This is a genomic window from Serratia nevei, assembly GCF_024160145.1.
GTDB classification, from domain to species: Bacteria; Pseudomonadota; Gammaproteobacteria; order Enterobacterales; family Enterobacteriaceae; genus Serratia; species Serratia nevei_A.
This window is the reverse complement of the sequence record NZ_JAMYWQ010000005.1, coordinates 36,232-53,494: the sequence shown is the minus strand read 5'-3', so window position 1 is coordinate 53,494 and position 17,263 is coordinate 36,232. Positions and strand designations below refer to the sequence as shown.

Genomic DNA, 17,263 nt, shown 5'->3' with positions numbered 1-17,263 from the left:
AACCCGTATGACCTTGCTTTCTGAACGCACGCCGGAGCCGCCGGCCAAAACGCCCGGCACCTTCAAGGCGCTGTTCCACCGCCTGCTGATGGCTCACGGCCGCAAGCTGGTGATCGCGCTGCCGTATTTATGGCTGACGCTGCTGTTCATGCTGCCGTTCCTGATCGTGTTCAAGATCAGCCTGGCGGAGCTGGCGTTGGCGGTGCCGCCCTACACCGAGCTGCTGAGCTGGGCGGACGGCAAGCTCAACATCGCGCTCAACTTCGCCAACTACCTGCAGCTGACCGACGATCCGCTGTATATCGACGCCTATCTGCAGTCGCTGCGCGTGGCGGCGGTCTCGACGCTGTGCTGCCTGATCATCGGCTATCCGCTGGCCTGGGCGGTAGCCCACAGCAAGGCGTCAACCCGCAACATTCTGCTGCTGCTGGTGATCCTGCCTTCCTGGACCTCGTTCCTGATCCGCGTCTATGCCTGGATGGGCATTCTGAAAAACAACGGCATTCTGAATAATTTCTTGCTGTGGTTAGGGGTGATCGATCAACCGCTGGTGATCCTGCACACCAACCTGGCGGTGTATATCGGCATCGTGTATTCCTATCTGCCGTTTATGGTGCTGCCGATCTACACGGCGCTGATCCGGCTGGATTACTCGCTGGTGGAGGCGTCGCTGGATCTGGGGGCCCGGCCGCTGAAAACCTTCTTCAGCGTGATCGTGCCGCTGACGCGCGGCGGCATCATCGCCGGTTCGATGCTGGTGTTCATTCCGGCGGTGGGCGAGTTCGTGATCCCGGAACTGCTCGGCGGGCCGGACAGCATCATGATCGGCCGCGTGCTGTGGCAGGAGTTCTTCAATAACCGCGACTGGCCGGTGGCCTCGGCGGTCGCCACCATCATGCTGCTGCTGTTGATCGTGCCAATTTTGTGGTTCCACAAACACCAGAACAAGGAAATGGGGGGGCAGGAATGAACAACTTGCCGGTAGTACGCTCACCGTGGCGCATCGCCATCCTGACGATCGGCTTTACCTTCCTGTATGCGCCGATGCTGATGCTGGTGATCTACTCCTTCAACAGCTCCAAACTGGTGACGGTGTGGGCCGGCTGGTCCACGCGCTGGTATAGCGAACTGTTTCACGACTCGGCGATGATCGGCGCGGTGGGGCTCAGCCTGACCATCGCCGCCGCCGCCGCCACCGCGGCAGTGGTACTGGGCACCATCGCCGCCGTGGTGATGGTGCGCTTCGGCCGTTTTCGCGGTTCGACCGGTTTTGCGTTTATGTTGACCGCGCCGCTGGTGATGCCGGACGTGATCACCGGCCTGTCACTGCTGCTGCTGTTTGTGGCGATGGGGCACGCCTTTGGCTGGCCGTCGGAGCGCGGCATGTTCACCATCTGGCTGGCGCATGTCACCTTCTGCACCGCTTACGTGGCAGTGGTGATCAGCTCGCGTCTGCGCGAGGTGGATCGCTCGATCGAGGAAGCGGCGATGGATTTGGGGGCGCCGCCGCTGAAGGTGTTCTTCGTCATCACCTTGCCGATGATCGCGCCGGCGCTGATCTCCGGCTGGATGCTGGCGTTCACCCTGTCGCTGGACGACCTGGTGATCGCCAGCTTCGTCTCCGGCCCGGGCGCCACCACGCTGCCGATGCTGGTATTCTCCAGCGTGCGCATGGGGGTAAATCCGGAAATTAACGCGTTGGCCAGCCTGATCCTGCTGGTGGTGGGCATTCTCGGCCTGGTCGCCTGGTGGTTTATGGCGCGCTCGGAAAAACAACGATCGCGTGAATTACAGCGGGCGGCCCGTAGCTGAATCGTAACAAACCTGCTATTTTTGCAATCAATAAGTATTGCAACTAACTACCTGACTTTACATGCGCCATCTTTATTGGTGGCGCGTCGTAGCGGAACACGGATATGTCAGACATGCTGAAAAGCGGGCAGGGAATGGGATCGACTGCGGATGCGCCGGTGCCGGTGATGGTGGCGGGCACCGCCATGGTCGCGATCAAGTGTATCAGCGTGGTGCTGCTGTTGGGCGAACTGGGCGTCGACGGCGCGCAGGAGTTCGTCAACACCAGCGCGCAGGCGTGGGATTCTACCCTTATCTTTCTGGCCGGCCTGATGCTGCTGTGCCTGCAAATCAGCTGCGGCTTTGCGGTGATGCGCGGCCGCAACTGGGGGCGCTGGGGCTATGTGGCCTGCCAGTGCATCGTGGTGCTTTACCTGCTGTTGGCCACCATCGGCAGCGTCTTCCCCGAGGTGTTCACCGTGGAAGGGGAAACCAGCGGCCAAATCCTGCACGTTCTGATCCTGCAAAAGATCCCCGACGTGGTGATCCTGGCGTTGCTGTTCGTCCCTACCGCCAGCCGCCGCTTCTTCGCCGCGCGCAAGTGAGATTTTAGGCGCGCGGAGTGGTAAACTCTGCGCCCTTAATTCGTCATCCTGAACTTCACGGTAATCTTCATGCATTGCGCTTTGTATACGGCGGGCACCTGCCGTTCCTGTCAGTGGCTGGAAAAGCCCTATCCGCAGCAACTGGCCGACAAACAGCATCACCTGCAATCGTTGCTGGCCGTGCGCGACGTCGCGCAGTGGCTGCAGCCGGTGGCGGGAGAGCTGAGCGCATTTCGCAATAAAGCCAAGATGGTGGTCAGCGGCAGCGTGGAGCGCCCGCTGCTCGGCATGCTGCACCGCGACGGCACGCCGGTCGATCTGAGCGACTGCCCGCTGTATCCCGCCGGCTTTGCGCTGATGTTTGCGGTGCTGAAAAGCTTTATCGCCCGCGCGGGCCTGACGCCGTATAACGTAGCGCGCAAACGCGGCGAGCTGAAGTACCTGCTGCTGACCGAAAGCACGCTCGACGGCGGCGTGATGCTGCGCTTCGTGCTGCGTTCGGAAACCAAGCTGGCGCAGCTGCGCGCCGCGCTGCCGTGGCTGCAGCAGCAGCTGCCGCAGCTCAAGGTGATCTCCGCCAATATTCAGCCGGTGCACATGGCGATCATGGAAGGGGAGCGCGAGATTGCGCTGACCGAACAGCAGGCGCTGGAGGAGCGGTTCAATCAGGTGCCGCTGTTCATCCGCCCGCAAAGCTTCTTCCAGACCAACCCGCAGGTGGCCGCCGATCTGTATGCCACCGCCCGCGACTGGGTGCGCGCGCTGGGTATCGACAGCATGTGGGATCTGTTCTGCGGCGTCGGCGGTTTCGGCCTGCACTGCGCGCAACCGCAAACGCGGCTGACCGGCATCGAAATCAGCGCGGAAGCGATCGCCTGCGCCCGCCAGTCGGCGCAGCGGTTAGGGCTGCTACACGTAGATTTTCAGGCGCTCGATTCCACCCGCTTCGCCACCGCCGAAGGTCAGGTGCCGCAGCTGGTGCTGGTCAATCCGCCGCGGCGCGGCATCGGCCAGGCGCTGTGCGACTACCTGAGCCGGATGGCGCCGGACTATATTCTTTATTCCAGCTGCAATGCCGAGAGCATGGCGAAAGATATCGAGATGTTGCCGGGGTACCGCATCGAACGGGTGCAGCTGTTTGACATGTTCCCGCATACCGCGCACTACGAAGTGCTGACGCTGTTGGTGCGGATTTTATAAAACATAAGGCCCGGATAACCGGGCCTTATTGCTTACTGCGGGAACCACTTGTCGTTGATGGCCTTGTAGGTGCCGTCGGCCTTGATGGCGTCCAGCGCGGCGTTCAGCTTGGCCAGCAGCGCCTGGTTGTCGGGGCGTACCGCGATGCCGAGGCCGGTGCCAAAGTATTGCGCATCGGTGATGTGCTCGCCCACCGGCGCCAGCTGCGGGTTGGTTTTCAGCCACTCGTTCACCACGGCGGTGTCGCCGAACACGCCGTCGATACGGCCGTTTTTCAGCTCCAGAATGGCGTTCTGGTAGCTGTCGTAAGAGACGGTGTTAATCTCCGGATGCTTGTCCTGCATGTATTTCTGGTGGGTGGTGCCATTTTCCATGCCGAGCTTTTTGCCTTTCAGATCCGCCAGCGAGCTGAACTTGCCTTTTTGCGCGATCACGATCGCCGAGTTGGCGTAGTAAGGCTGGGTGAAAGCGACCTGTTTGCTGCGCTCCGGCGTGATGTCCATACCGGAAATCACCGCATCGTATTTCTTGAATTTCAGCGCGGCGATCAGGCTGTCGAACGCCTGGTTGGTGAAGGTGCACTGCGCCTGCATCTGCTTGCACAGCGCGTTGGCCAGATCGATGTCGAAGCCGACGATCTGGTTGTTGGCGTCGAGCGATTCGAACGGCGGGTAGGTGGCAGAAGCGGCGAAGCGGATGGTCTCGGCCGCGGTGGCGTTAAAGGTGATCCCGGCCAACATCGTCGCGGCAAGCAGCAGTTTTTTCATGCGTAGAGCTCCTGTTTGAATCCTGAAAGTGATTATTCGCTATCGTTTGTTTTTACTGGTAATCGCCAGAGATTTTTGCGTGTATGCCTGCTGATAACCCTGCCATTGAGTGAATTAAAATGCAATATAAATGATTAAGTATTGCTGTGGGGATAAAAAAAGCCCCGCGCAATGGCGGGGCTTATGGGGGAAAGGCTTCAGTTGCGGCGTTCAAACGCCAGCGCGCGGCGCTCCACCAAGCGCATCAGCAGCGTCAGCAGGCCGTTGACGCACAGGTATACCAGGCCTGCAGCACCGAACACCATAACGTCATAGGTGCGGCCGTACATCAGCTGGCTGTAGCCCATCACCTCCATCAGCGTGATGGTGTAAGCCAGCGAGGTGCTTTTGAACACCAGCACCACTTCGTTGGAATAAGACGACAGCGCGCGTTTGAAGGCGAACGGCAGCAAAATGCGCAGCGTCTGCCGGCGCGACATGCCCAGCGCTTCGCACGACTGCCACTGCCCGGCGGGAATGGCGCGCACCGCGCCGTAGAACAGCTGTGTGGTGTAGGCCGCGCTGTTCAGCGCCAGCGCTATCATTGCGCACAGCCAGGGCTGCGACAGCAGGTTCCACAGCCACGGGTAGTCGCGGATCGCCGGGAACTGGCCGGGGCCGTAGTAGATCAGGAAGATCTGCACCAGCAGCGGCGTGCCGGTGAACAGCGTGACATAGGCCTTGACCAGCGGCGTCAGGAGCGGCGTTTTCAGCGTCAGGATCACCGTCAGCAGCAGCGACAGCACCAGCGCGACGATCAGCGCGGCGACGGTCAGCGTCAGGCTGGTGTGCAACCCTTTGAGGATTTCCGGTAAATACTCAATCATCAGACCGGCCCCCGTTCAAAGCGCGTGGCGTGCAGCTCAATACGTTTGATGACGTATTGGCTGAACAGCGTCACCAGCAGGTAGATGGCCGCGGCGATCACATACCAGGTAAAAGGCTCCTGGGTGCGGGTGGCGATGCTCTTGGTTTGCAGCATCAGATCGTTCACGCTGATCAGCGACACCAGCGCGGTGTCTTTCAGCAGCACCAGCCACTGGTTGCCGAGGCCGGGCAGGGCGTGGCGCCACATCTGCGGCATGATCAGGCGAAAGAAGATCGCCGCCTTGCCGAGTCCCAGCGCCTGGCCGGATTCCCACTGCCCTTGCGGCACCGCTTTGAGCGCGCCGCGCAGCGTCTGCGAGGCGTAGGCGGAATAGAGCAGGGCCAGGGCGATCACCCCGCACAGGAACGGACTGACTTCGAAATTGTCGATCGCCAACTGAATCGGCAGCTGGAACAGACCGAGGTTGAGGGTAAAGCCGTCGGAGAGCATCAGCAGCAGCTGCGACGAGCCGAAATAGATAAACAGCACCACCAGGATTTCCGGCAGGCCGCGCAGCACGGTCACCCAGGCGGTGCCGAGCCAGCTGACCGCTTTCCAGCGGGACGATTCCCAGACGGCGAACAGCATCGCCAGAATCAGCCCGAGGATCAGGGCGCAAACGGCAAGGCCGACGGTCATGCCGGCGGCGCTTGCTAAAGGTTGTAATTCATTCATCGGGGCGTATTACTGCTGGAACCATTTTTTGTAGATGGTTTCATAGGTCCCATCCTGCTTGATCTTGTCCAGAGCGGCGTTGAATTTGCCCTGCAGATCGGTGTTCTTCTGGCGTACCGCGATGCCGAGGCCGGTGCCGAAGTAGTCTTTATCCGTCACTTTGGCGCCCACTGCCGCCAGCGCGTCATTCTGCTTCAGCCACTCGTTGACCACCGCGGTATCGCCGAACACCGCATCCACGCGGCCGTTCTTCAGATCCAAAATGGCGTTCTGGTAGCTGTCGTAAGGCACGGTGGTGATTTCCGGGTGCTTGTCAGTCAGGTATTTCTGGTGGGTGGTGCCGTTTTGCACGCCCACTTTCTTGCCTTTCAGCGCCGCCACGTCGGCGATTTTGCCTTTCTGCGCGATGAACAGCGCCGAGTTATCGTAGTACGGCTTGGTGAACAGCACCTGCTTTTCGCGCTCCGGCGTGATGTCCATACCGGCCATGACCGCATCGAAACGCTTGAACTTCAGGCTCGGGATCAGGCTGTCGAACGCCTGGTTGGTGAAGGTGCACTCGGCCTGCATTTCTTTGCACAGGGCGTTGGCCAGATCGACATCAAAACCCTGAATCTTGTTGCCGGCGTCAATAAATTCAAATGGAGGATAGGAGGCTTCGGTAGCGAAACGGATCGTTTCGGCTGCGGAGGCGGAAACGCTGATGCCGGCCAGAACGGCGGCGATTATTAGTTTTTTCATCGCAAACTCCCCAAATTACAGCAAGTTAATTGTTAGTGTGATAAGTAGTTGGCAAACTCGGTGGTCTGCGGCTGCGTGAAGTGGCTGCTGTCGCCTTGCTCCACCACGTGGCCGTTTTCCATGTACACCACGCGGCTGGCGGTCTTGCGCGCCACTTCCACTTCGTGGGTGACGATCACCTGAGTGATGCCGGTGCCGGCCAGTTCGCGAATGATGCTGACGATCTGAGCGGTGATTTCCGGATCCAGCGCCGCGGTCGGTTCATCGAACAGCAGCACCTGCGGTTCCATCATCAGGGCGCGGGCGATCGCCACGCGCTGCTGCTGGCCGCCGGAAAGGTGCAGCGGGAAGCGATCGGCGAAGTCGGTCAGGCGCAGACGCTTGAGCAGCTTGTCGGCACGCTCCATCGCCTGAGCCTTGGTCAGACCCAGCACGCGGCAAGGCGCTTCGATCAGGTTCTGAACCACGGTGAGGTGAGGCCACAGGTTGTATTGCTGGAACACCATGCCGACATTTTGACGCAGTTCGCGAATGGCTTTCTCGCCCGGCGCCTGCCTGAAGTCGAATTGGTTGCCGGCGATCTGCAGTTGGCCCGAACGCGGCATTTCCAGCAGGTTCAGCACCCGCAGCAATGAACTTTTCCCGGCGCCGCTTGGGCCAAGCAGCACCAGGGTTTCCCCGGCTGGACAATCCAGCGTGATGTCAAACAGCGCCTGGTGAGCGCCGTAATAGCAATTGATACCGTTAAGTTGAATACTCATGCGCCAGAATTGAATAGACATTGATGCCGCAAATGTTAACTTCCACAGAATACTTATGCAATCTTTGTGCGTTAAAATTTATGAGTGTGCGGCGGGACAGTAAAAGATTAGCACAAGATACCGCGACTCAAGCCGAGGGAGGGGATTTGTGGTGCAGGCTGTGAGATCGGTAGCGAAATTTTTTCTATTGGACAATATCTGAGCGGCAGGGGCGAGGGGGGCATGACCGACGCGGCAAGCCCGCGTCGGCCGGGGCATGCGGGTTACTGGTTTTCCAGCACCTGACGCACGCTGCCGTTGGTGGCGTGGGCTGGAACATTCAGGTAGCGAATATCATCAACCACCCAGCAGGTGCCTTCGCGTATCATCAGCACTTCGTCCTGCCAGTTCACGGTGCTGTTGGCGTCTTTTTGGTAGCTCAACGCTACGCGCAGCGGGATGTTTTTCGCATCGGTATTAGGAATGGTCGAGGCGCTGGCGACGGACGCGCTGCTTGGCCCTTGCGCATTGCCGGAGAACAGATCGCCGGTAATCTGCTGCTTGCCTGGGTTCTGGCCGGCGCTGACCAGATCCTGATACAGCACTTTGCTCAGGTAAGGCTGCAGCTGCGCCAGGCGGTTGCTGTCCGGCAGGCCGGCGCCCTGCTGGATGCGCAGGTCATAGAACTTTTGCGCGACCGTATCCGGGCCGCCTTCCACACAGCTGCCGCTGCGGGTGCCGATATCCTTGTATGCCGGTTCCACCGTGGTACAGGCACTCAGCAACAGCGCTAAGGGTAAAACAGCCGCAATCGTTTTTGTTTTCATCTTATTACCTTATGTGAAAGTCTCTACCATGAAGACCGATAGCTTACAGTATAAATGCGTTTTTTGGCCTTGCATTCGTACTGCGTGCCATTGATTAAGCGAACATAACGTCAATCTTTTGGTCATAGATACGTTGAATTAATCAAACAAGGAATTCTGATGCAGCTTTCAACTACCCCGACCCTGGAAGGGTTCACCATCACCGAATACTGCGGCGTGGTGACTGGCGAAGCGATCCTCGGCGCCAATATTTTTCGTGATTTCTTCGCCGGCGTGCGCGATATCGTCGGCGGCCGTTCGGGCGCTTATGAGAAAGAGTTGCGCAAGGCGCGGCTGATCGCGTTCGAAGAGCTGGAAGATCAGGCGAAAGAGCTGGGCGCCAACGCGGTGGTCGGCATTGATATCGATTATGAAACCGTCGGCAAAGACGGCAGCATGCTGATGGTCACCGTCAGCGGCACCGCGGTGAAAGTCAGCCGCTGACGCCATCTCCCTCACCCCGGCCGCTGCCGGGGTGACATCCGACGTTATCCTTCCTTATGCTGTTCGACCAACGGGCGGTGTTCCTGCGGTTTGGCGGGCGCCGATTCCTGGCGATGCTGTATCTGCATCTGCTGAACGTGCGGCGCCGGGATTGGGTGCGACATGACGCGCTCTTGCGGCACCGCCGGCGGGCGTTCTATCGCCGGATGCTGCGGCGCTGCCGGTTCGCGCACCGTCGGCGGCGCGGCGTGCGGTGCCACCTGGGCCTGTGGCCGCATAGCGGATTGATGCGCCGGCGCGGCGGCCGGCATCGAATGCGTCTGTGCCGTCGCTGCATGTACGGCCATCGGCCGCTGAACCTGAGGCGCCGCCGGTGCGGTATGCGTGAACGTCGGCATGGTCATCGGCTGTTGCACGTGCGGTGCGGCCGCCACCGGCTGCGTATGCGCAAAGTTCGGCAGGGTCATCGGCGCGTGGGCGGCAGAGGCCGCCGGGGCGACGCGCGGCTGTGGTGGCGCCGCCGTATTGTAATTGTTCACCGTACTGCTGCGATTGACATTGTTGACGTTGTTATACTGGTTGATGTTGGTGACGCGATTTACCACGGTGGTGGAATGCGACACGTAGGGCGCATTGCGGTAGACCACCGGCTGGCGTCGATCGTCCCAGCGCATATTCCAGTTGTGCCAGCCGCTGTCGTGCTGATTGAACAATGAGGCGACCGCGATGCCGATGCCGAAGCTGATCACACCGGCTGCCAGCATATCGCCGCCGCTGTAGCCCGCAGGCTGATACTGATAGCTCGGATAGGCCGGGATCGGCGTGCCGTAGGCTACCCAGGGATCGTAATACGGAACGTAGACCGTATCCGGCTGGCTGGGCTCGATAACGATGGTTTCATCCGGCGCCGCCACGACGCTTTGAGGGTAGGACTGCTGCTCAACGTAGCGAGTGGTGGGCGTTTTGACGATGCGCTGCTGCGGGGTGTTTTTCAACGTACCCTGATTGGCTGCCCGTTGGCGCATCACCTGAATGGCGTTCATCACGTCAGTAGGATCGTTAAGGTAGGCGCTGCCGAGGGCGGTGGTCCAGGGGATATTCTTCGCCATCTGATCGAGCACGTCGGGGAATTGCACCAGGCCGCGCACGCTGGGATCCCAGGGCTGGGCGTCGGCCGCCGAGCTGAGCGCCGCCGGCTGCAAGCCGCGGTTTTGCGCCAGCCAGGCATCCGCGGCGCTGATTTGGTCGGGATAGCCCGCCCCGGCCAACACCTGCGCCAGCAGTTTGTCGGGGAACAGCGCCACCGGGCTGACCAACTGGTAGAGCTGATCGGCAGTCAGCGGCGTATAGGCCGGCGCACTCGCACTGCTGGCGGGCGCCGCCGGGGGCGGGGCGCTCCCGCCCATCACGTCGGCGACTTTTTGCCGATCGCAGCCGCTGAGTGGCAACATGGCGGCACAGAGCAACCAGGATAAATAGCGTGGCGTGAACATGTTCGACTCCGCTCTTTCAGCGCAGATGATACTTTGAGACTATCATGGGGTGCGCAGGGCGCCAGCCGGGAGAAACACTCGCTTGCATATCGGCGCTGTCTGTCATCATTTCTCGAGGAGCGTGGGGGGTAATCGCGTCGCGTTACCGCTTTCACGGACGACAATCAGGAGGATAAGTGAAAATTTGGCCAGGGATCATCGCCGCTGCGCTGCTGACGGGGTGCCAAAATCCGCAGCAGGACACCCTCGTCGATCGCGGCGCTTACCAACTCGAAACGTTGCACCAGGCGCAGGGCGCCGATCAGCGCATTCGGTTTCTGGTGATGCACTACACGGCGGAAGACTTCCATTCATCGCTGAAAACGCTGACCGACGAACACGTCAGCGCACATTACTTGTTGCCGGCGCACCCACAGCGCGAACACGGCAAACCGACCGTGTACCGGCTGGTGCCGGAAGCGATGCGTGCCTGGCATGCCGGTGCCAGCGCCTGGCGCGGCCGCAGCAACCTCAACGACACCTCGATCGGCATCGAAATCGTCAACAAAGGCTTTACCCGCAGCATGCTGTTCACCCGCTGGCAGCCCTATACGGCGGAACAGATCGCCGTGCTGATCCCGCTGAGCCGCGACATCATCCAACGCTATGGCATCCAGCCGCAGGACGTGGTGGGGCACAGCGACATCGCGCCGCAGCGCAAGCAGGATCCCGGCCCGCTGTTCCCCTGGCGGCAGCTGGCCCAGGCCGGCATCGGCGCCTGGCCGGATGAGCGGGAGGTGCAGCGTTTGTTGGCGGGGCGCGATCGCCATGCGCCGGTACCGATGGCGCCGCTGCTCGAAAAGCTGGCGCGTTACGGCTATGCGATCGATCCGTCATGGGATGCGCGCCAGCAGCGCAATGTGCTGGCGGCGTTTCAGATGCACTTTCGGCCCGACGATATTCGCGGCGAGCCGGATGCAGAGAGTGAGGCGATTGTCGATGCGCTGCTGGTGAAGTACGGCGCGGCGCGTTGATTACAGGCCGTGCAGCTTGCCGTGATCTTTCAGCCAGCGGGCGGTGCGCGCGATGCCTTCTTCCAACGAGACGATCGGCTGATAGCCCAGCTCTTGCTGCGCGCGGGTGGTATCGAGCGTGAGATCGAAGTTGAGTTTGGCGACGCCGTAGTGGGTCAGCACCGGCTCCTTTTCGCTTTTGCTGCCGAGGCGCTCCATGCCGCGCGCCATCATGTCGAGCATCGGATAGGGGACGGAGCGGATGCGGCATTTCATGCCCAAATCGTCGATCAGCTGCTGCACCACGGTGCGCAGCGGACGCGGCTGCTGGTTGGTGATGTTGTAGGCGCGGCCGGACGGCGTATCTTCTTTTAGCGTCGCCAGCCACATGGCGTGCACCGCGTTCTCCAGGTAGGTCATGTCCACCATCGCCGCGCCGCCGCGCGGCAGCAGCAGGTTGCCGTAGCGTTTGATCATCTGCAGCAGCCGCGGCAGCATCACCTTGTCGTGCGGCCCGAACAAGCCCTGCGGGCGCAGAATGGTGAAATGGGTCTGCGGATTGGACAGCGCCAACTGCTGGATCACCTGCTCGCCGGCGGCCTTGCTGCGTGCGAACTCGTTGGCGTAGCGCTGCGGGCGGAAGTCTTCGGTCACGTTGCGGTGATGGTGGTAATCGAAATAGATCGCCGGGGAGGAGATGTGAATGAACTGCGCCACGCCGTAGGCCGCCGCCCATTCGCCGAGGCGGCGGGTGGCGCGGACGTTGGCCAGTTCGAAGGCCTCTTCGGTGCCCCAGGGCGAAGTAAAGCTGGAGCAGTGCCACAGCACGTCGACGTCCGCCAGCATCGCCTTGGCCTGCGAAGAGATCAGATTGGTGAGATCGGCATGAATGAACTCCGCGCCCATTTTTTCCAGCAGGCCGCCCATCGCCTGGTTGCGCCCGGTGGCGCGCACTTTGATGCCCTGGCGGCGCAGATATTCAACGGCGTTACGGCCTAACCCACTGGTGGCACCGGTGACCAATACCTTCATAACGGACTCTATTCTCACCCAAAATCGGAATACCGGCGGGCGCTTGCGGCGCTCCCAGCAAATAAGATGCCATTCTTCCGTGATTTCGTGCGCTATGCAATCGGAAAGCCCCGAAGCACAGCGGCAAACTGTGCGGTTGATCGACAAATGAACGGCGTTCAGCGCCGTTGACGGTCCAGGGTCTCGGCAAGCTCGGCGATGCGCTTCGCCATGCCGCGAAAAATGAACAGATGCGCGGGCATCATGGCGAACCAATACAGCAGCCCACTGAAGCCGGCCGGATGCCACCAGGCGCGCACGTCCAGCGTGCGGCGATCGCCGTGATCGGTGATGCTGAAGCTCAGCCGCCCCAGCCCCGGCGCCTTCATGCCGAACAGCAGCGCCAGCTGCCGCAGCGGCTTCAGCGTGATGACTTTCCAGCCGTCGATCTCGTCGCCCAGCGCCAGGGTCGCGCGCGCCGGGCGGCCGTAGACCACGCCGTTGCCGACCATGTCGTCCATGCGGGCGCGGATGCGCCACAGAATATTGGCGTAGAAATAGCCTTCTTCGCCCCCCAGCTGCTGCACCGTTTGCCACAGGGCCTCGCGGGTGGCGGCGGTGTCCAGCGAACAACCGGCCTGTTTCGGGTAGTAGCCGTAGCCGGGGCGCCAGCGGGCCCGTGCCGCCGGATCGTAGCCCCAGTCGGCGGAATCGACCACCTCCTGTTCGCGCTGCAGCGTGGCGGTGACCGCCTGGCTGAAGGTGTAGAGCCGCTGTGGGATCAGGGCCTGCAGCGGCCGGCCGTCGGCGGGCAGATCGTGCTTCAGCCCCTGGATCAGCGCGCGGGCGATCGGCGTCGGCACCGAGGTGATCAGGCTGATGAACCACACCGAAATCAGCCGCGTCGGCAAGGGGATCGGGATCAGCCAGCGCCGTTTGCCGCTGAGGGCGATAAAGCGTTTGAACATATCCTGATAGCTGAGGTATTCCGGCCCGGCAACGTCGAAGATGCGGTGTTCCTGCGCCGGGTGCGCCAGCAGATCGGCCAGATAAACCAGCAGGTTCTCCAGCGCCACCGGCGACGATTTCGAACGCACCCAGCGCGGCGGCGTCAGCACCGGCAGGTTATAGACCATGTCGCGCATCACTTCGAACGCCGCCGAGCCGGGGCCGACGACGATGCCGGCGCGCAGCTCGGTCACCGGCACGCCGCTCTGGCGCAAGATCTCGCCGGTCAGGCGGCGGGCCGCCAGGTGCGGCGAACCGTCGTCGTTCGGCTGCAGCGCGCCGAGAAAGATCACCTGTTTGACGCAGGCGTTGCGCAGCGCGTCACGCAGGTTTTGCGCCGCCTGGCGCTCCTTCTCGATAAAATCGTCGCCGTCGCCCATCGCGTGCACCAGATAGTAAAGCGTATCTATTTCCCACAGCGCCGCGCTCAGGGTCTCCGGGCGATACAGATCGGCATACAGGCAGTTGACCTGCGGCCAGTTCTGCTCCTGCAGCCACTCGATGCGCCGCGCGGCGGCGGTAATCTGGTGCCCCTGTTCGATCAGGTGCGGGATCAGGTTCTGGCCTATGTAGCCGCTGGCTCCAAGAACCAGTACGCGTTGGGGTGTCATCGGGCCGCCTTGTGCGGTAGAGGATTGGCAGAACGACAGGATGCCAAATCCAGGGGTTAAATGCACTTTTTGTATGGGTATAAGCCGGTTGCATCCGCCGTGGCGCAGGTTCACACTACGCGGCCCTTATCGCACGAAAAACCGGATGTCATGAAGCTTAATGTGATTTGTTACGCCCTGCTGGGCCTGGCGTTGATCGCCAGCCTGTTCTCGCTGCATCCGGTGTGGATGTGGCTGCTGTTGGCCAATCTGCTGACGTTTCTGATCTACGGCGGCGATAAGCTGGCGGCACGCAAGGCCTGGCGGCGGGTGCCGGAGGCGACGCTGTTGCTGTTCGGCGCGCTGGGCGGGTGGTTGGGCGCACTGGCGGCGCAGCAGCTGTTTCGCCACAAGACCCAGAAACAGCCGTTTAAAACCTGGTTTATCCTCAGCGTGGCGCTCAACCTGGCGGTGGTGCTGGGGCTGTGGTACTGGGCCTATGGCCGCTGGATCTTCTGATGATGGGGCGCGGCCTGCGCCCCAGACGATCAGGCGTGCTGCTGGAGGAACTCCCGCCACAGCTCGACCACCCGCTGCAGATCCTGACGGCTGACGTCGAGGTGGGTCAGAATGCGCGTCAGCGGGCCGCTGCTGATCAGCACGCCGCGTTCGTGCATCCACGGGCCGAATTTGGCCGCCAGCGCCGGTGATTGGCGCAGGTACAGCACGTTGGTTTGTGCACCGGGTTCGGCGATCTCCACGCCGATCTGCCGCAGCTGTTGCTCCAGCCAGAGCGCGTTGTCATGGTCTTCGCGCAGCCGCGCGACGTTATGCTCCAAAGCGTAAAGACCGGCCGCCGCCAGGATGCCGGCCTGACGCAGCCCGCCGCCGGTCATCTTGCGCCAGCGCCGCGCGCGCCCAATGAAGGCCTCGCTGCCGCACAGCAGCGATCCGACCGGCGCGCCCAATCCTTTCGACAGGCAAAGGGTGAAGGTGTCGCAGTATTGCACGATCGCTTTCAACGGCAGGTTCAGCGCCACGGCGGCGTTGAAGATGCGCGCGCCGTCGATATGCAGCGCCAGCTGCCGCTCGCGGGTAAACTGCCATGCCTGCTGCAGGTAGGCCTGCGGCAGAACTCGGCCGCTGATGGTGTTTTCCAGGCTTAGCAGCCGGGTGCGGGCGAAGTGGATATCGTCGGGTTTGATGGCGGCGGCGAGCTTGTCCAGCGGCAGCGTGCCGTCCGCGTCGGCCTCGATCGGCTGCGGCTGGATGCTGCCCAGCACCGCCGCGCCGCCGGCCTCGTATTTATAGTTGTGCGCCTGTTGGCCGACCAGATACTCGTCGCCGCGCTGGCAGTGGCTCAGCAGCGCCACCAGGTTGGCCTGGGTGCCGCTGGGCAAAAACAGCGCCGCTTCTTTGCCCGACAGGCGCACCGCCTCGGCCTCCAGCGCGTTGACCGTCGGGTCATCGCCGTAGACGTCGTCGCCGACCTCTGCCTGAGCCATCGCCTGGCGCATGGCGGCGCTGGGGCGGGTGACGGTGTCGCTGCGTAGATCGATAAGCATAGGGTTCCTGGAATGTAAGGGAGAGGAAAAGGGTACATGGCATCATATACCCTTATTTTACCGGGGGCAGCTTGCTTAGCGAAGCCAGTTGGTTTTCGCCAGCTCGACCACTTCGTCGCCGCGGCCGTTGATGATGGCGCGCAGCATGTACAGGCTGAAGCCTTTCGCCTGTTCGAACTTGATCTGCGGCGGCATCGCCAGCTCTTGCTTGGCGGTGACCACGTCCAGCAGCGCCGGGCCGGGGTGCGCCAACATCTCCTGCAGCGCGTCGTCCAGATCCGAGGCTTTTTCCACGCGGATGCCCTTGATGCCGGCGGCGTTGGCGATCGCCGCGAAGTCCGGGTTATGCAGGTCGGTGCCGTCGGTCAGGTAGCCGCCGGCCTTCATCTCCATCGCCACGAACCCCAACACGCTGTTGTTGAACACCACGATCTTCACCGGCAGCTTGAGCTGCGCCAACGACAGGAAATCCCCCATCAGCATGGTGAAACCGCCGTCGCCGCACATGGCGATCACCTGTTTATCCGGCGCGGTGGCCTGGGCGCCGATCGCCTGCGGCATGGCGTTGGCCATCGAGCCGTGGTTGAACGAACCAAGCAGGCGACGCTTGCCGTTCATTTTCACGTAGCGGGCGGCCCACACCGTCGGCGTGCCGACGTCGCAGGTGAAGATGGCGTCGTCGCTGGCGTACTGGCTGAGCTGCTGCGCCAGATACTGCGGGTGGATCGGCTGGTCGTCGTTGGCGGTCGCCAGCCCGTCGAGATCCTTGCGCGCGTTGCGGTAATGCTCCAGCGCCTTGTCGAGGAACGCCCGGTCGCGCTTGGGCTCCAGCTGCGGCAGCAGGGCGGTGAGGGTGGTGTGGATATCGCCCACCAGCGCCATGTTGACCGGGCAGTGCGCGCCGATGCTGCCGGGGTTGATGTCGATCTGAATGATGTTGGCGTTGGTGGGGTAGAACGCGCGGTAGGGGAACTGGGTGCCGAGCAGCACCAGCGTGTCGGCGTTCATCATCGCGTGGTAGCCGGAGGCGAAGCCGATCAGCCCGGTCATGCCGACGCTGTACGGGTTATCCCATTCGATATGCTCTTTGCCGCGCAGCGCGTGCACCACCGGCGCCTGCAGCAGTTCGGCCAGCTTGACCACCTCATCGTGCGCGCCGGCGCAGCCGCTGCCGCACATCAGGGTGATGTTCTTCGCCTGATTCAGCGTCTCCGCCAGCTTGTTCAGCTCGCTCATCGGCGGCTGCACCAGCGGCAGCGCCGGGGTATGCCAGGTCAGGGTCGCGTCTTCCGGCGCCATGCGCAGCGCCACGTCGCCCGGCAAGACCACCACCGAGACGCCGCGGTTGAGGATCGCCTTGCGCATGGCGATCTCCAGCACGCGCGGCAGCTGCTCCGGGTTGGAAACCAGCTCGCAATAGTGGCTGCATTCGCGGAACAGCTCCTGCGGATGCGTTTCCTGGAAGTAGCCGCTGCCGATTTCGCTGGAAGGAATGTGTGCGGCGATCGCCAGCACCGGCACATGGTTGCGGTGGCAGTCGAACAGCCCGTTGATCAGGTGCAGGTTGCCGGGGCCGCAGGAACCGGCGCACACCGCCAGCTGGCCGGTGAGCTGAGCTTCGGCGCCGGCGGCGAAGGCGGCCACCTCTTCATGGCGGGTGCCCAGCCATTCGATGGTGCCCATGCGGTGCAGGCTGTCGCTCAGGCCGTTAAGCGAATCGCCGGTCACGCCCCAAATGCGTTTTACGCCGGCTTGATCCAGCGTTTTGGCGATCAGTGTGGCTACGGTTTGCTTCATGGTTCCCCCAAACATGGTTTGAAAAACGATGTGTACTCGATCCGGTGAGTGGCAGCAGAACAACTGCAAGC

Annotated in this window: 18 protein-coding genes; 7 read left to right on the top strand and 11 right to left on the bottom strand. The window is 62.0% G+C overall.

The window, feature by feature from the left end:
* Positions 1 to 7 precede the first annotated feature (7 nt).
* The 4 genes from potH (at position 8) to rlmC (ending at position 3,596) form a co-directional block, all read left to right on the top strand.
* Positions 8 to 970: a putrescine ABC transporter permease PotH gene (potH, locus tag M6G53_RS05795; protein WP_253329692.1), complete on the top strand. Its 963-nt coding sequence runs from the start codon at positions 8 to 10 to the stop codon at positions 968 to 970.
* A complete protein-coding gene (gene potI / locus M6G53_RS05790; RefSeq protein ID WP_253329690.1) occupies positions 967 to 1,812 on the top strand; it encodes a putrescine ABC transporter permease PotI in 846 nt (281 codons plus the stop codon). Before potH ends, potI begins: the two co-directional genes overlap by 4 nt.
* Before the next feature lie 104 nt (positions 1,813 to 1,916).
* Positions 1,917 to 2,396 carry a YbjO family protein gene (locus tag M6G53_RS05785; RefSeq protein ID WP_253329688.1) on the top strand — a complete coding sequence of 160 codons (480 nt, stop codon included), beginning with the start codon at positions 1,917 to 1,919 and terminating at the stop codon, positions 2,394 to 2,396.
* A 69-nt stretch (positions 2,397 to 2,465) separates the two neighbouring features.
* Positions 2,466 to 3,596 (top strand): 23S rRNA (uracil(747)-C(5))-methyltransferase RlmC, encoded by a 1,131-nt coding sequence (rlmC, locus tag M6G53_RS05780; RefSeq protein WP_253329685.1) that lies wholly within the window; start codon positions 2,466 to 2,468, stop codon positions 3,594 to 3,596.
* 32 nt (positions 3,597 to 3,628) lie between these two features.
* On the opposite strand, the gene artJ (M6G53_RS05775) is transcribed toward rlmC, so the two are convergent.
* From artJ (M6G53_RS05775) to M6G53_RS05750, 6 genes are all read right to left on the bottom strand, one after another.
* The gene (gene artJ, locus M6G53_RS05775) at positions 3,629 to 4,363 is read right to left on the bottom strand and encodes an arginine ABC transporter substrate-binding protein (protein WP_033637816.1); all 735 of its coding nucleotides are present in this window, start codon (positions 4,361 to 4,363) and stop codon (positions 3,629 to 3,631) included.
* A 197-nt stretch (positions 4,364 to 4,560) separates the two neighbouring features.
* Positions 4,561 to 5,229, bottom strand: a complete 669-nt coding sequence (artM, locus tag M6G53_RS05770; protein WP_253329683.1) for an arginine ABC transporter permease ArtM — start codon at positions 5,227 to 5,229, stop codon at positions 4,561 to 4,563.
* On the bottom strand, positions 5,229 to 5,945 hold the full coding sequence (artQ, locus tag M6G53_RS05765; protein ID WP_253329681.1) for an arginine ABC transporter permease ArtQ: 717 nt from the start codon (positions 5,943 to 5,945) through the stop codon (positions 5,229 to 5,231). Before artQ ends, artM begins: the two co-directional genes overlap by 1 nt.
* Before the next feature lie 9 nt (positions 5,946 to 5,954).
* Positions 5,955 to 6,686 (bottom strand): arginine ABC transporter substrate-binding protein, encoded by a 732-nt coding sequence (gene artJ, locus M6G53_RS05760; RefSeq protein WP_004928409.1) that lies wholly within the window; start codon positions 6,684 to 6,686, stop codon positions 5,955 to 5,957.
* Between the two features lie 32 nt (positions 6,687 to 6,718).
* Complete coding sequence (gene artP, locus M6G53_RS05755; protein ID WP_253329878.1) at positions 6,719 to 7,447, bottom strand: arginine ABC transporter ATP-binding protein ArtP; 729 nt, start codon at positions 7,445 to 7,447, stop codon at positions 6,719 to 6,721.
* Positions 7,448 to 7,710: 263 nt separating this feature from the next.
* Entirely contained in the window at positions 7,711 to 8,253 is a 543-nt protein-coding gene (locus M6G53_RS05750; RefSeq protein WP_253329679.1) for a lipoprotein, read from the bottom strand.
* A 159-nt stretch (positions 8,254 to 8,412) separates the two neighbouring features.
* On the opposite strand from M6G53_RS05750, the gene M6G53_RS05745 reads away from it, so the two are divergent.
* Complete coding sequence (locus M6G53_RS05745) at positions 8,413 to 8,736, top strand: heavy metal-binding domain-containing protein (RefSeq protein ID WP_004928400.1); 324 nt, start codon at positions 8,413 to 8,415, stop codon at positions 8,734 to 8,736.
* A 44-nt stretch (positions 8,737 to 8,780) separates the two neighbouring features.
* Here the strand turns inward: M6G53_RS05745 and M6G53_RS05740 are convergent, their stop codons facing one another.
* Positions 8,781 to 10,229: a DUF3300 domain-containing protein gene (locus M6G53_RS05740; RefSeq protein WP_253329677.1), complete on the bottom strand. Its 1,449-nt coding sequence runs from the start codon at positions 10,227 to 10,229 to the stop codon at positions 8,781 to 8,783.
* A 176-nt stretch (positions 10,230 to 10,405) separates the two neighbouring features.
* On the opposite strand from M6G53_RS05740, the gene M6G53_RS05735 reads away from it, so the two are divergent.
* Positions 10,406 to 11,242 carry an N-acetylmuramoyl-L-alanine amidase gene (locus M6G53_RS05735; RefSeq protein ID WP_253329675.1) on the top strand — a complete coding sequence of 279 codons (837 nt, stop codon included), beginning with the start codon at positions 10,406 to 10,408 and terminating at the stop codon, positions 11,240 to 11,242.
* On the opposite strand, the gene M6G53_RS05730 is transcribed toward M6G53_RS05735, so the two are convergent.
* Together M6G53_RS05730 and M6G53_RS05725 are read right to left on the bottom strand one after the other, a co-directional pair.
* Positions 11,243 to 12,253 (bottom strand): 3-beta-hydroxysteroid dehydrogenase, encoded by a 1,011-nt coding sequence (locus tag M6G53_RS05730; RefSeq protein WP_004928393.1) that lies wholly within the window; start codon positions 12,251 to 12,253, stop codon positions 11,243 to 11,245.
* A 158-nt stretch (positions 12,254 to 12,411) separates the two neighbouring features.
* Positions 12,412 to 13,851, bottom strand: coding sequence for a DUF2867 domain-containing protein (locus tag M6G53_RS05725; protein ID WP_253329673.1), 1,440 nt, complete (start codon positions 13,849 to 13,851; stop codon positions 12,412 to 12,414).
* A 150-nt stretch (positions 13,852 to 14,001) separates the two neighbouring features.
* Here M6G53_RS05725 and M6G53_RS05720 point away from each other — a divergent pair, with 150 nt between their 5' ends.
* The gene (locus tag M6G53_RS05720; protein WP_253329671.1) at positions 14,002 to 14,349 is read left to right on the top strand and encodes a DUF1294 domain-containing protein; all 348 of its coding nucleotides are present in this window, start codon (positions 14,002 to 14,004) and stop codon (positions 14,347 to 14,349) included.
* 29 nt (positions 14,350 to 14,378) lie between these two features.
* Here M6G53_RS05720 and ltaE read toward each other — a convergent pair whose 3' ends face one another.
* Both ltaE and poxB read right to left on the bottom strand, forming a co-directional pair.
* A complete protein-coding gene (gene ltaE / locus M6G53_RS05715) occupies positions 14,379 to 15,395 on the bottom strand; it encodes a low-specificity L-threonine aldolase (RefSeq protein ID WP_253329669.1) in 1,017 nt (338 codons plus the stop codon).
* Positions 15,396 to 15,470: 75 nt separating this feature from the next.
* Complete coding sequence (gene poxB, locus M6G53_RS05710) at positions 15,471 to 17,192, bottom strand: ubiquinone-dependent pyruvate dehydrogenase (protein ID WP_253329667.1); 1,722 nt, start codon at positions 17,190 to 17,192, stop codon at positions 15,471 to 15,473.
* Between the last annotated feature and the right edge of the window lie 71 nt (positions 17,193 to 17,263).